The 12,923-nt window shown below is 68.8% G+C and carries 13 protein-coding genes; 5 read left to right on the top strand and 8 right to left on the bottom strand.

Annotated features, from left to right (window positions below):
• Positions 1–10: 10 nt before the first annotated feature.
• Positions 11–625, bottom strand: a complete 615-nt coding sequence (locus ACQ1RG_RS03745) for an ArsR/SmtB family transcription factor (RefSeq protein WP_430600531.1) — start codon at positions 623–625, stop codon at positions 11–13.
• Between the two features lie 93 nt (positions 626–718).
• Between ACQ1RG_RS03745 and ACQ1RG_RS03740 the strand changes: the two genes are divergently transcribed.
• Positions 719–1,384, top strand: coding sequence for an HdeD family acid-resistance protein (locus ACQ1RG_RS03740; protein WP_430600529.1), 666 nt, complete (start codon positions 719–721; stop codon positions 1,382–1,384).
• Between the two features lie 60 nt (positions 1,385–1,444).
• Entirely contained in the window at positions 1,445–4,084 is a 2,640-nt protein-coding gene (otsB, locus tag ACQ1RG_RS03735; RefSeq protein WP_430600528.1) for a trehalose-phosphatase, read from the top strand.
• A 12-nt stretch (positions 4,085–4,096) separates the two neighbouring features.
• On the opposite strand, the gene ACQ1RG_RS03730 is transcribed toward otsB, so the two are convergent.
• The gene (locus tag ACQ1RG_RS03730) at positions 4,097–4,930 is read right to left on the bottom strand and encodes a helix-turn-helix domain-containing protein (RefSeq protein WP_009376640.1); all 834 of its coding nucleotides are present in this window, start codon (positions 4,928–4,930) and stop codon (positions 4,097–4,099) included.
• 149 nt (positions 4,931–5,079) lie between these two features.
• On the opposite strand from ACQ1RG_RS03730, the gene ACQ1RG_RS03725 reads away from it, so the two are divergent.
• Entirely contained in the window at positions 5,080–6,048 is a 969-nt protein-coding gene (locus ACQ1RG_RS03725) for an alpha/beta hydrolase (RefSeq protein ID WP_009376639.1), read from the top strand.
• Between the two features lie 4 nt (positions 6,049–6,052).
• Here the strand turns inward: ACQ1RG_RS03725 and ACQ1RG_RS03720 are convergent, their stop codons facing one another.
• Entirely contained in the window at positions 6,053–6,505 is a 453-nt protein-coding gene (locus ACQ1RG_RS03720; RefSeq protein WP_009376638.1) for a MaoC family dehydratase, read from the bottom strand.
• 174 nt (positions 6,506–6,679) lie between these two features.
• On the opposite strand from ACQ1RG_RS03720, the gene ACQ1RG_RS03715 reads away from it, so the two are divergent.
• Positions 6,680–7,342 (top strand): DUF1990 family protein, encoded by a 663-nt coding sequence (locus tag ACQ1RG_RS03715; protein WP_009376637.1) that lies wholly within the window; start codon positions 6,680–6,682, stop codon positions 7,340–7,342.
• Here ACQ1RG_RS03715 and ACQ1RG_RS03710 read toward each other — a convergent pair.
• The 4 genes from ACQ1RG_RS03710 to ACQ1RG_RS03695 form a co-directional block, all read right to left on the bottom strand.
• On the bottom strand, positions 7,329–8,351 hold the full coding sequence (locus ACQ1RG_RS03710; RefSeq protein ID WP_009376636.1) for a M15 family metallopeptidase: 1,023 nt from the start codon (positions 8,349–8,351) through the stop codon (positions 7,329–7,331). The two genes, ACQ1RG_RS03715 and ACQ1RG_RS03710, sit on opposite strands and share 14 nt — an antisense overlap.
• Positions 8,352–8,464: 113 nt before the next feature.
• Positions 8,465–9,742, bottom strand: coding sequence for a sensor histidine kinase (locus ACQ1RG_RS03705; protein ID WP_009376635.1), 1,278 nt, complete (start codon positions 9,740–9,742; stop codon positions 8,465–8,467).
• 3 nt (positions 9,743–9,745) lie between these two features.
• Positions 9,746–10,687: a response regulator transcription factor gene (locus ACQ1RG_RS03700; protein ID WP_009376634.1), complete on the bottom strand. Its 942-nt coding sequence runs from the start codon at positions 10,685–10,687 to the stop codon at positions 9,746–9,748.
• Positions 10,687–11,334: a hypothetical protein gene (locus tag ACQ1RG_RS03695; protein WP_231882200.1), complete on the bottom strand. Its 648-nt coding sequence runs from the start codon at positions 11,332–11,334 to the stop codon at positions 10,687–10,689. Before ACQ1RG_RS03695 ends, ACQ1RG_RS03700 begins: the two co-directional genes overlap by 1 nt.
• Before the next feature lie 148 nt (positions 11,335–11,482).
• On the opposite strand from ACQ1RG_RS03695, the gene ACQ1RG_RS03690 reads away from it, so the two are divergent.
• Positions 11,483–11,746, top strand: coding sequence for a hypothetical protein (locus ACQ1RG_RS03690; protein WP_063249493.1), 264 nt, complete (start codon positions 11,483–11,485; stop codon positions 11,744–11,746).
• Between the two features lie 50 nt (positions 11,747–11,796).
• Here ACQ1RG_RS03690 and ACQ1RG_RS03685 read toward each other — a convergent pair whose 3' ends face one another.
• Complete coding sequence (locus ACQ1RG_RS03685) at positions 11,797–12,849, bottom strand: hypothetical protein (protein ID WP_063249495.1); 1,053 nt, start codon at positions 12,847–12,849, stop codon at positions 11,797–11,799.
• Positions 12,850–12,923 lie beyond the last annotated feature (74 nt).

Here is a 12,923-nt window from a genome sequence, read left to right as displayed (position 1 = left end):
CGTCCTCGGGTCAGTGGGTGCCGATGAGGATGAGGGTGAGTAAGGGAACGACCTTCTGCGCGGGAACGCGCCAGTGTCCGCGCGGGATGTTCTCGAGCCAGCCCGCCGAGGCGAGCGCCTTGAGATGGTGATAGATCTGACCCGTCGTGCCGAAGCGGTCGTCGGCGCTGAGTTCGGCGACGGTCGTCGTCCCCTCGTAGACGGCCTGGAGGAGGGCGAGGCGTACGGGGTGGCTGAACGCGGTGAGCGCCGGGGCCGCCTCGGCGAAGTCGATGTCGGTGAACGCCTCGGCGGTCAGCCCCATCTGCCACGACACGGGGGAGGCGGTCCCGGGCGGGGTGACGTGGCCGGTGTAGACGACCCCGCCGGTGGGCCCGAGACGCTCGACGAGGCCCTCGAGCGCCCAGAACGTGTCGTCATCGGCGGGGAAGCGGGCCGGGGCGGGAGCGCCCACGTTGGCGGTATCGCTCGTCGGGGCGGTATCGCTCGTCGAGGCAGAACCGGCGGAGGTCTCGAGTTCGGCGACCCGGTCCTCGAGCCGGGCGAGGCGGTCTTCGAGGGAAACCCCGGCCGCCGCACTGCCCGATGCGGCGGCGTCGCCTGTCCTGTCCGATCCCTCGCTCATGCCTCGACCATACGCGAATTACGTAATTACGTAAAGATGAGAACTATAGTTGACTGGGACTCGGCCGGAGGTCGGTCCTAGACTGGTGCAGTGATGAGTACTGAAGAATCGCGCACCGAACCCACGCTGTCGGCGGAGACGAACCTCAACGACGCGGGAGTGATGGGCGCGCCGATGATCGTCCGGGGCATCCTCGGGGTCCTCTTCGGCTTCGCCACGGTGTTCTGGCCGCGTGAGGCCGAGAATCCGATGCAGCTGTCCCTCGGCGTCGACATCGTCGATCTGCTCTGCATGGTCTACCTCGGTCTGCTCGCCCTCGTCCTCGTCTACCAGGCGCTGGGCTCGCCCCTGTCGGTGCGCACCGCCGTCTTCGGCCAGGCCATCGTCACGGTCCCGGCCATCGTCTTCCTCGCCATCGCCGACACCCCCGCCGAGCTGCGCGCGGCCCTGAGCATCTGGGCGATCCTCCACGGACTCATCGAGCTGTGGAACTACCGCAAGCTCGTCCACCACCCGATGGCCACCGACTTCCTCATCTCCGCCGCCGTCCACATCCTCCTCGGCATCATCCTGCTCGCCGGGGACACGCTTGCCGCGCTCGACATCGTCGGCTTCACCGGTGCCGCGGCGCTCATCGCCGGCGTGATCTTCATCATCGGCGGGTACTCGCGCATGAGCAGAGTCAGACAGGCCCGCCGGACCGAGGAGTCCGGCGAGAAGGCCGAGACGTCCGGCGAGACCGCCGCCGACGACGTGTGAGCGAGCCACCAGCCGGCACCACCGACCGCCACCCGACCTCCGACCGATACCCGAGGTGAGATGAGCACCGTCGAACACGATTACAACGATGTGTCCCCGCTGACTCCGATCTCCGCGTCCGTCTCCTCGTCGGGCCTCCTCGGCGATCTCGCGGAAGCCAGCCGCGCACTGCCCGACGCCCTCTTCCGGCGCCTCTTCGAGGTCTCGCGTTCGCCGTCGCTGCTCATCGCCACCGACTACGACGGGACGATCGCCCCGATCGTCGACAACCCCGCCGAGGCGTATCCGCTCGAGAGCTCGGTCGACTCCCTGCGCGCGCTCGCCCTGCTGCCGTCCACCTCGGCGGGGGTGATCTCCGGGCGCAGCCTGCGCGACCTCGCGGCGATGTCGCGGCTGCCGCGGGAGGTCCACCTCTTCGGCTCCCATGGCGGGGAGACCGACGTCGACGTCCACCGCGCGCTCGACCCGAGCCAGCGGACGACGCTCGAGGCGTTCCGCCGTGACCTCGTCGACGCTCTGCCCCCCGAGGTGATCGAGCACAAGACCGCGGGAGCGGCCGTCCACCTGCGCGGGCTCGACGAGGTCACCCGGCGGCGGGTCGAGGACGGGATCGCCGCCCTCGTCGAGGACCACGCGATCTTCCCGACCCGCGGCAAGCAGGTCGTCGACCTCTCCGTGGTGCCCTCCTCGAAGGCCGAGGCACTCGCGAACCTGCGGGCGCGCACCGGCGCCGACGTCGTCGTCTTCATCGGCGACGACCGCTCCGACGAGGGTGCGATGGAGACGCTCGGCGACCTCGATCTCGGGATCAAGGTCGGTGACGACGAGACGCATGCGGACTTCCGCCTCCCCGACCCGAATGCGGTCTCGGTCGTCCTCGCCGCGATCTACGAACTGCGCAAGTCCTGGCTCTTCGGCCGTGAGGCCACCCCCATCGACCGCCACAGCCTGCTCGGCAACGGACAGTCGACGGCGCTCGTCGACCCGCACGGAAGCATCTGCTGGATGCCGCACCCGCTGCCGCATTCGGCCTCGATGTTCTCCGAGATCCTCGGCACCGCTGCTGCCGGCTACTTCGCCGTCGACGCCGCCTCCGGCGTCGCCCCGCTCACCCAGCGCTACCTCACGCATTCGACCCTGCTCGAGACCCGGTGGCCGGGCCTGAGCTGCATCGACTACCTCGCTCCCGTCGACGGGGCCAGCGACGACACCATCGTCGTCCGCGTCCTCACCGGCGACGCCCCCGCCCGCATCCGCTTCGCCCCGCGCCTCGACTATGCGACCGTGCCCACTCGACTCGCCCCGGTTCGTGACGGCGTCCGGGTGCTCGGCACCGCCGAGCCGATCATGCTCATCGCCCCCGGTGTCGACTTCGACATCGTCGAGTCCGGACAGTCCCAGACTGCCGAGGCGACGGTGGTGCCCTCGGAGTTCCCCGGCGGAACCGTCGTCCTCGTCCTCGCATGCGGCAGCGGCACCGGCGATGCCCGCTACATCGCCGAGGGCGGTGAGGAGCGGGTGCGCGATCAGGCGCTGCGGTTCTGGACGAACTGGACGTCGACGCTGTCGATCCCGAGCCACCACCGGGAAGAGGTCATCCGTTCGGCGATCACCCTGCGCGCGCTCTGCCACGAACCCACCGGCGGCATCCTCGCCGCCCCGACGACCTCCCTGCCCGAAGGCATCGGCGGTGTGAGGAACTGGGACTACCGCTACACGTGGCTGCGCGACGGGTCGATGACGGCCCGTGCCCTGCTCGCGCTCGGCTCCCCCGCCGAGGCGGAGGGCTTCCTCTCCTGGCTGACCGGGATCCTCGACCACACCGTCGCCCCGGAACAGCTCCACCCGCTCTACGCCGTCGACGGATCCGCGCTGACCACCGAGGCGGTGCTCGCGCACCTGCCCGGGTACGCCGGCTCCCGGCCGGTACGGGTGGGCAACGCCGCCGAGCATCAGGTCCAGCTCGACGTCTTCGGACCGATCACCGAGCTCCTCGACGAACTCACCGAGCACCTCGGCGAGCTGCCGGAGGCGTACTGGAAGCTGACGACCCAGATGGTCGAAGCAGTGAGCAAGCGGTGGTTCGAAGCCGACCACGGCATCTGGGAGGCCAGGCGGCCGCCGAAGCACAACGTCTACACGCGGGTGATGTGCTGGGTCACCGTCGATCGGGCGCTGCGGATCGCCGAGCGCTTCGACAGGCAGCCCCCCGGCGCGTGGCGCCAGCTGCGGGAGGAGATCAAGAGCGACATCCTCACGCACGGCTACAACGAGGAGATCGGTGCGTTCACCGTCGCCTACGGTGAGACCGATCTCGACTCCGCGTGCCTGTTCGTCGGGCTCAGCGGTCTGCTCGAACCCGACGACCCGCGGTTCATCGCGACCGTCGACGCCATCGAACGGGAGCTGCGGGTGGGCCCGACGGTCTTCCGCTACCGCTACGAGGACGGTCTGCCGGGACTCGAGGGCGGGTTCCACATCTGCACGACGTGGCTCATCGAGGCGTTCATCAAGGTCGGGCGCATCGACGACGCGTGGGATCTGTTCCGCCAGCTCGACAATCTCCTCGGACCCACGGGGCTGCTGCCCGAGGAGTACGACCCCGTCGCGGAGATGCATCTGGGCAACCACCCGCAGGCGTACTCCCACCTCGGCTACATCCGGGTCGCGCAGATGCTCGACGCCCACCGCCAGAGCTGAGGGGGTCGTCGCTCAGACGAGGTCGGCGAGCGCCGCGGCGTCCGGGGTGCCCGCCTCGGCGGACCAGAGGATGAGCTGCTGCCCGGTCGACCCGGCGTAGGTGAACGAGTCCCACTGGAGGCGGATCCGCCCTGCGCGGGGGTGGTTGAGCACCTTGTCCCCGAAATCCTGCTCGGCCACGCGATGCTCGGCCCACCAGCGGCGGAAGTCCGCATCGGCGATCGAGAGCCGACCGACGAGCGAGGCGAGTTCGGGGTCGTCGGGGTTGTCCGCGGCCTCACGGCGGAGGATGCCCACGCACGTGCGCGCCACCGTGTCCCAGTCCTCGTAGAGGTCTCGGATCTGCGGGACCGTGAACGTCATCGAGACGTAGTTGCGCTCGTGCGGCGGCAGTTGGGAGAAGTCCATGAGCAGAGCCGCTGCCGCCGGGTTCCAGGCGAGGATGTCCATCCGTGCGCCGAGGACGATCGCGGGCAGGTCTCTCAGCTGGTCGAGGAGCAGCTGGAGGCGGCCGTTCGCGGCTTCGCGACCCGGTGCGGGGGAGTGGTGCCCGCGAGCATGAGCGAGGAGGTCCTCGGCGTAGGCGGTCTGCTCGGACGTCAGGGACAGCACTCGGCAGAGGGCGGCGAAGACCTGGTCGGACGGGGCGAGTCGGCCCTGTTCGACCCGGGTGTAGTAGTCGGGGCTGACCGCGACGAGCTGGGCGACCTCCTCGCGGCGCAGACCGGGCACCCGCCTGATGCCCGTCGATCCGACGACGTGGCTGGGCACCGACCCTGGCGAGACTTCGCCTCGGCGGACGCGGAAGAACTCGCCGAGCGCGGCGAGCTGGGGTGAGGAGGCCATGCCCTCACGATAGCCCGGTGCGCGGGCGGTGTTCCTGGGAGGGATCCTTCCCAGGAACAGTCCTGTTCTGGTTGGGGCGCGGGAACCCGCGAAGGATGGAAGCACGAGGACGACGCACAGGATCGTCCCACCGACCACGAGGAGGACCCGTGTCCACAGGCACCATCAAGCGCACCGAACTCACGAACGTCGAGCACGTGACGTTCCGCAATCCCGACATGTACTGGGACATCGCCGCCGACATCCACTTCCCGACCGACTTCGACGAGACGCGCACCTATCCGACGATCGTCGCCGCTCACCCCATCGGCAGCTGCAAGGAGCAGACGTCGGGCAACGTCTATGCTCCGGCCCTCGCCGATGCCGGATACGTCGTCATCGCCTTCGACGCGAGCTTTCAAGGGGCCAGCGGCGGGCTGCCGCGCTTCCTCGAGGATCCCGCTCAGCGCGTCGAGGACTTCAGCCGCGTCGTCGACTACGCCGTCACCCTTCCCTACGTCGACGCCGAACGGATCGGCGTCCTCGGGATCTGCGGCGGAGGCGGCTACACATGGGCGGCGGCGAAGACCGAGAAGCGGTTCAAGGCCGCCGTGTCGATCACCGGAGCGAACTTCGGCCGTCTCCAGCGGGAGATGTCCGAACTCAGCGGTGGCCCGCTCGCGGCACTGCGCGGCATCGGAGATCAGCGCACCGCGGAGGCCCGAGGCGCCGAGAGCCTCGTCAACGGGTTCCTCCCCGAGACCGCCGAGGCGGCACAGGAGACCGGAGACATCGACATCATCGAAGCCTTCGACTACTACCGCACCAACCGGGGCCGGGCCGAGGGCGGTGCCGTGAGCTTCGAAGGCGCGCACGGATCGTCGGCGCTCGGCTGGGATGCCTTCGACCTCGCCGAAGTGCTCCTCGACCAGCCGCTCCTCGTCGTCATCGGCGACGAGGGCAAGCAGGGGGCCTTCGGCGCGTGGCGCGACGGCCACACGATCATCGAGAAGGCCGCATCGGAGGACAAGGAACTCGTCGAAATCCCCGGTGCCTCCCACTACGACCTCTACGACCAGGGCGACGGGGCCGGGAAGGCGCTCGAGTCGGTCATCCCGTTCTTCGCTCGGACGCTCTGAGGCCTCACTCGACGAGGAGGCTGACCATCTCGGCGATGCACGCCGGGCGGTCCTCTCCCTCGATCTCGATGACGTGACTGATGATCACCTGCGTGCCCTTGGGCCCGCGGGTGACATCGGTGAGCGTGGCGGTGTCGCGCAGGCGCGAGCCGACGCGGACCGGCTGCGGGAAGCGGACCCTGTTGAGCCCGTAGTTGATCTTCATCGACACCCCGTCGATGGCGAAGATCTCCGAGGAGAACTTCGGCAGCAGCGAGAGCGTGTAGAACCCGTGGGCGATCGTCGCCCCGAACGGACCCGCCGCGGCCCGCTCCTCATCGAGGTGGATCCACTGATGGTCGTCGGTGGCGTCGGCGAACGCGGTGATCGCCGCCTGGTCGACGGTCAGCCACTGCGAGGAGCCGAGCTCCGTGCCGACGGCTGATTCGATCTCGTCGATGCCGGTGAGGGTGCGCATGGGTTCTCCTTCGATCCTGTGGGTGCGCGGGCTGTTCTCTGCGGGGCGTGTCATCGTGCGCGGGCTGTCGGAGTGTCTGGGCAGCCGCGTGATGTCCTTATCGGACATTCGATCGTCGAATGCCGTCACTGTGCACTCTACTGCCGAATCGGAGGCGTTGGCTACGGTGTTCCTATGACCCCGGTTCCTCTGACCTGTCCGCAGAATCCGCTCCTCACCCGTCCCCATTCGCCGAGGTGGCTCGACCGTCCCGACGGCTACCGCTGCTTCGAGGCCGCGTACTTCGTCGGGCGGGGTCGGACGACGTTCGAGGCCTGCGCCGAGGACCTCCTCCAGTGGAAGGTGAAGACCCGCAGCGGCTTCGACATCGAGCCGGCCGGGCGCCGGGTCGAGGCCGGCCAGGAGCCGACGATCCGCGTGCGGCTCGGCCCGTTCCGACTGCCCGAACCCTCCCGGGTGCTCGAGGTCGTCGAGACCGAGGATCTCCGCGGGTTCACCTACGGCACGAAGCCGGGGCATCCGATCACCGGGGAGGAGTCGTTCCTCCTCGTCCACCGTCCCGACGACCGCGTGTTCCTCGTCCTCCGCTCCGTGTCGCGGGCGGGGCTGGGCATCTGGCGCCTCGGCGAGCCGGTCGTCCGCCTCGCGCAGAGGGTCTACCGGCGACGGTACTCGCGCGCCCTGCGGGGTAACGCGAACGGGCTCGCGAGGCGACCACTCCCCCGAGGAGGATCCGAGTCGAAAGTGAGCCGGATTTCGCACCGGATCCGCCTCCTGGGCACCGACGGCAGGGTGCCGCGCGGAGGCTCATCTCAGACCGGGGTCACTTGCCCTTGATCTGGTCCCGGGCGGGGACGTACTCCCAGTGCCAGGGCTCGTACTTCGACGACTTCGCCCAGTCCGGGTTCTCCCAGCCGAACTTCCCGGCGTTCTTCACCAGCCAGTCCCATGGGCCGGTCTTCGATTCGGTGCCGCCGCCGAGGTCGAGGGCGATCCCCCAGCCGTGCATCGACGTGCCGGGACGGGCGGAGAGGCCGGGCTTGCGGCCGGCGACCGAGACCTGGCCTTCGAGGCTGCGGTAGGAGTCCGTGATCGGAATCTCCTTGCCCGTCTCCTTCTTGTACGCGGCATTCATCTCCGCGAACGACACCGCGGCGTCGGCGCGGAGCTTGTGACCGCCCTTGCCGAGGTCGCACAGCCACTCATCGGGCAGCTGACCGTTGCTCGCACCCGAACCGAACTCGGTCTCTGCATCGCAGCCGGGCAGGGCGCTCTTCGCGATCGAGCGGCTGGCGGCCTTGGCCCCCTGCTGCTTCGCACTCGGGGCACCGACTTCGATCGACGAGTTCTCGTCGGCGGCGGGGATGTCGGCGTTGACGGATTCGGCGTTGATCTGACGAGGTTCGGATCCGGCGCTGGTGTCGACTGTGACTTCGCTGCCGTTTCCGGCGGTCGCGAACATCACCGTGGCGACGGCGGCGCCGGCGACCGAGAGGCCGGAGAGGGTGGTGACCGTCGTCGCGCGCTTGCGGCGCACCGAGCGGAGCAGAGCGCCGTCGGATCCGCGACGGCCGGACTGTGCCGTGAACGCCGAGCCGGACTCGCGGGCCTCCTTGGCCATCGCTGCGCGCCGCGGTGATCCGGCGGCTGCGCGGGCCTCTGCCGCCATGGCGGCGCGGCGGGGGGAGAGCGGTGCGGTCGACGCGGATGCGGCGGTCACTGCCGAGGTGGAGATCGGTGCGGTGTCGAGGTCACTGGGGTGGGGTGCGACTGTCGGGGTGTGTGCCTGCTGCCTGCGAAGATCTCGCCGCCGCACCTGTCCCGCGGTCGTTGCCTCACCCGTCATACTGCTCCACGTTGCTCTCACGATTCGACCGCCGGATCTCCCCGACGGCCGCGACACTCAATATCACAAGAGTGTAACGGTCGAGTAACGCTCTGTCACATCGGTGAAGGGACCTACTCCACTCCGAGCTGCTGGCGCAGGGCGATGTCCTGGGCCTCCTCGTCGGGGAAGATCACCTCGGTGCGCGCACCCCCGGCTGGCGCGTTGCTGAAGATCAGACGGATGCCGAGGAGGCGTGCCTGACCTTGGGCGATGACGAGACCGAGCCCCATCCCGCCGCCGCCGGCGGAGACGAAACGGGTCGGGCCGGTCTCGACGATGTCGGCGGGGTATCCGCTGCCGGAGTCGGTGACGACGATCGAGGTGGGGCTCGTCGTCAGGTGGATGGGGTCGGCGCCGTGCTTGATCGCGTTGACGAGGAGATTGGAGATGATGCGCTCGAAGCGGCGGACGTCGGTGACGAGTTTGGCGCCCTGCGCACCAAAGTCGGTGCCGACCTCATGTCCGGCGAGCGCTCCCGACGCGGTCATCGTCCCGAGCAGGGACCGGATCGCCTGGTCGATGTCGACGCGGGTGAACTCCGGGTTCGCCCGGCCGGCGTCGAGGCGGGAGACCTCGAGGAGGTCCTCGACGAGGACCTGCATCCGCTGCACCCGGTCCTTGACGAGTTCGGCGGGACGCGAATCCTCAGTGAGCAGGCTCGCCGCGTTGACGAGGCCGGTGAGCGGGGTGCGCATCTCGTGGGCGAGGTCGGCGGTGAACCGCTGCTCGGAGTCGATGCGCTCGCTCAGCCTCGTCACCGCAGTGTCGACCGCCGAGGCGAATGCCCACACCTCCTGATCCGATTCGTCGACGACGTCGGCGATGCGGATCGACGTGTCCCCGGCGGCGATCTTCCGCGCCGCCTGTGCGCCCAGGGTGAGTCGGCGAGAGATCCGTCCGGCGACGATCGACCCGACGCCGCCGACGACGAGGGCCGATCCGATCATCCCGACGAGCAGGGCCTGGTCGATGCGGCCGATGAGCTCACGGCTGTCGGCGGTCGAGGCGCGCACGGAGATCACCTCGGTGTACGTGCCGACCTCGATCGGTGCGGCCGCCCAGACGATCTCCTCCCCGTCGACCTCGGAGCGGATCGTCACGCTCTGGCCCTTGAGCGCCTGCGCGCGGGCCTCGTCGGGCAGCTGCGGGTCGTCGATGCGCGCATTGAGGGTGAGCACCCCGGTCTCGGAGAAGATGTTGACAGCGTTGGCGAGCTGGTCGGTCACCGTCGAGCGCATCCGGTCGTCCTCGGCCCGGGCTGCGGACTGCCGGAGGATGATGCTGCACGAGAGCACCGCGATGATCACGGACGCGACGATGAGAAGGGAGATCTTCCAGCGCAGGGACATGGCTCAGCCGGCGAAGCGGTACCCGAAGCCGCGAACGGTCTCGATCATGTTCGCCCCGATCTTCTTCCGCAGGCGCTGGATGTGGACGTCGACGACGCGCGAGTCGCCGGCCCATTCGTAGCCCCACACGGTGAACGCGATCTTCTCCCGCGAGTAGACGTGTTCGGGCTGCTCGGTGAGCAGGAGGAGGACGCGCAGCTCGGTCGGGGTGAGGTGGACCTCCTCACCGTCGACCTCGACAGTCAGTCGTCCGGTGTCGAGGACGAGGGACCCCAGCCGCGTGCGGAAGGGTCCGAGCTCATTGGTCGACTGCCCCGCCTCGGCGGCCGAGGGCGGAGACGATGCGGGCCGCGGAGGGACGGTGACATCCGTGCCCGCCGCCGACGTGAACTTCCCGCCGGCACCGAGGTAGGTGTCGTCGTCGGCTAGGGCGCTGCGGGTGCGGTCACGGGAGTCCATGCCGGGGCTGGGACCGAGCACTTCGGGGATCCCGTCGCCGGTGATGACTCCGCCGGGGCCGATGACGGTCTCGTGTTCGTCGACGATGTCGGTGGTCGGCGAGTAGCCGAGGCGGTCGGTGCCGGTGGTGATGAAGCGGCGGACGACGGCGCGGATGCGGGCGTTGAGGACCTGCATGTCGAAGGGCTTGGTGAGGTAGTCGTCGGCGCCGGCCTCGAGGGCCTGGACGATGTCGATGGCCTCCGAGCGGGCGGAGATGATGATGATCGGGATCGACGAGCGCTCCCGGATGGCCCGGCAGATCGAGGCCCCGTTCATCGTCGGGAGCATGAGGTCGAGGAGGAGCACGTCGGCGCCGTGCGCGGCGACGAACTCGTAGCCTTCGCGGCCGTCGGCGAAGGCGGAGACGGTGTAGTCGAACTGCTCGAGTCCGATCTGCGTCGTCTCCCGGATGACCTCGTCATCCTCGACCAGCACGATATGCATTACGACTCTCCATTCAGTCGCGTGAAGCGTTGACCCGGTTCAAACCTACCGTCATGGAGACGGAATACCTGCACCGACCAGCCAGAAGGGCAGCAGTCTTCGTCGCCGTCGGCATACATCGCCTCCTGGACGACGAGGGTCCCGTTCTTCCCGGGGCTGAGCGTGAGCTGGTTGCCGGTGGCGATGAGCTCGAGGCGGGGGGCACCGTCCTTCTCGCTGACGACGACACCGGCGATGTCCTCACTGCGCTGCTGCGGGTTGGCGACGGTGACGACCTGGAACTTCTCCTCGCCACGGGTGAATGGGGCACCGAACTTCAGGCAGTCCGTGCATTCGCCGACGACCTCGGCGGTCTCCGCCGCGCGACCGGTCACGGCGACACCGGAGGCGTCCTCGATCGCTGTGCGGATCGTCTCGAGCGAGAAGGGCTTGTCCGGAGGGCCGGCGTCCTCGTTGGACTGGTTGAGCAGTGTCGGGGAGGCTGTGCTCGCGGGCTCGATCCGCAGTCCCCGGTCCGGGCCGCAACCGGCGACCGTGAGGAGGACGAGGGCGCACACGCACGCAAGCAGCGTCCTCGGACCGACTCTGGTCAGGACGCCTGCTGCCGACGTGGCAGCCCGCGAGCGCACAGGTGTGGGGATGGGCACGATGACATTTTCGCGTGTTCGGGCGTGCGCGTCCACCTGGGGTGATTCGCCGGGGTCAAGGAGTCTTGGCCGATCGGGCGGATGCCGGGAGAGGCGGGGGAGAGGTGCGGATGCGACGACTCCCAGCTCGAGTCGGTACCCTGGGGGTATGGCAGCGTCGAAATCCGCGAAGAAGTCCTCCAGCACCGTGTCCTACAAGGACGCGCTCAAAGTCGGGCTGGTCTGCGGCGTCGCCGTCCTCATCCTCTCGATGATCGTCACCCGCGCGTGGCAGGACTCCGGTGCCTTCGGCTTCTCGTTCATCTACGCCGGTATCGCGTTCGTCCTCGTCACTGCCCTCGCGTCGGTGCTCAACTGGGTGATGCGCAACGACACTCAGAACGACGACCAGTCCTACCCTGTCCTCAAGTAGGCACCCTGGCCTCAGGTAGGCGGGCGCTGCCTCGAGCAGGGCCCTGCGTATCACGTCGAGGTGCCCTGCCTGGTCCGGGCGAGAACGGCCCATGAGCCGAGGCCCGCGGCCACGACGAGCACGGCGACGACTCCGAGGGTCCGGAGGTCCGTCTCGAGGATCGACTGACCGCTGATCGCCTGGGCCGCGGTGACGGCGACGATGCCGAAGTAGAAGAGTGCGAAGATCCTCACGAGCCCCACCCGGGTGCTCTCGGGGTGCAGCCTGGGCCACTTCCGCCCGAGGAGCACGAGGCCGAGGGCGAAGGCGGGGATGATCTGCAGGGCGTGGAGACCGACGAAGTGGGGGACGCGGATGTCGCCGGCTTGAGTGTTCCAGCCGGTGATCGGCATCGTCGGACCCCCGTCGACGGCGCCGACGCTGTGCGCACCGGCGAGCCCCTGCGCCTCGGCGGCGTCCATGTCGACGATCTCGAACTCGCCGACGGTCATGAGGAAGGCGATGGCCATTCCGATGAGCCCGATGGCCGTCCCCCAGCGGATCCCGGCGGCGATGCCACGGTCGGGGAGGCGGCGGACGGCGAGCACGATGCCGATGATGAGGTTCGCGATCCACACTGCGACGATGAAACCGCCCATGCCGTAGTAGACGGCGGCGTCGAAGACGGTGCCGACATTGAAGTGGCTCATCTGACCACGGATGATCTGGAGGACGATGAGGACGAGTTCGACGGTGATGCCGAACGCGATGATCGTGCCGATCACGCGAGCGAAGCGGCTGCGCGAGGGCAGGAAGGTGAGCATCCACGCGATCGTCAGGGTGTAGATGGTGATCGAGACGCCGAACTTCGCCGCTTTGTGCCAGATCGGAACGCCGACAAGCGTGCGGTCATCGACGAAATAGCCGATCGTCGCGACGACCGCGACGACCGCGGAGAACGCCGCCGCGACGAGCAGGGGCCGGTGGAGGCGGAGCAGTGCGGAGACAAGGGGTCCTCGTCGTCGTTCGCCGAGGTGGTGCTCGCGTTCGTGATCCGGCGGCGTCCCGGTCGGGGTCCGATCCGGGGACCTCTTGCCGCCATTGGCAGATAGTCCGCTATCCATACTGTGGATAGTAGACTATCCAGGAGGCTGGCGCAAGAGGTCAGTGACAAGTGGCCCGCGACGAGGGCGGCAAG

This window comes from Brevibacterium sp. K72 (genome assembly GCF_050562175.1).
GTDB classification, from domain to species: Bacteria; Actinomycetota; Actinomycetes; order Actinomycetales; family Brevibacteriaceae; genus Brevibacterium; species Brevibacterium casei.
This window is presented reverse-complemented; position numbering and strand designations above follow the sequence as displayed.

Coding starts and splice junctions, on each gene's coding strand:
- ACQ1RG_RS03745 (WP_430600531.1), bottom strand. CDS start 625: ATGAGCGAGGGATCGGACAGGACAGGCGACGCCGCCGCATCGGGCAGT.
- ACQ1RG_RS03740 (WP_430600529.1), top strand. CDS start 719: ATGAGTACTGAAGAATCGCGCACCGAACCCACGCTGTCGGCGGAGACG.
- otsB (WP_430600528.1), top strand. CDS start 1,445: ATGAGCACCGTCGAACACGATTACAACGATGTGTCCCCGCTGACTCCG.
- ACQ1RG_RS03730 (WP_009376640.1), bottom strand. CDS start 4,930: ATGGCCTCCTCACCCCAGCTCGCCGCGCTCGGCGAGTTCTTCCGCGTC.
- ACQ1RG_RS03720 (WP_009376638.1), bottom strand. CDS start 6,505: ATGCGCACCCTCACCGGCATCGACGAGATCGAATCAGCCGTCGGCACG.
- ACQ1RG_RS03715 (WP_009376637.1), top strand. CDS start 6,680: ATGACCCCGGTTCCTCTGACCTGTCCGCAGAATCCGCTCCTCACCCGT.
- ACQ1RG_RS03710 (WP_009376636.1), bottom strand. CDS start 8,351: ATGACGGGTGAGGCAACGACCGCGGGACAGGTGCGGCGGCGAGATCTT.
- ACQ1RG_RS03705 (WP_009376635.1), bottom strand. CDS start 9,742: ATGTCCCTGCGCTGGAAGATCTCCCTTCTCATCGTCGCGTCCGTGATC.
- ACQ1RG_RS03700 (WP_009376634.1), bottom strand. CDS start 10,687: ATGCATATCGTGCTGGTCGAGGATGACGAGGTCATCCGGGAGACGACG.
- ACQ1RG_RS03690 (WP_063249493.1), top strand. CDS start 11,483: ATGGCAGCGTCGAAATCCGCGAAGAAGTCCTCCAGCACCGTGTCCTAC.
- ACQ1RG_RS03685 (WP_063249495.1), bottom strand. CDS start 12,849: ATGGATAGCGGACTATCTGCCAATGGCGGCAAGAGGTCCCCGGATCGG.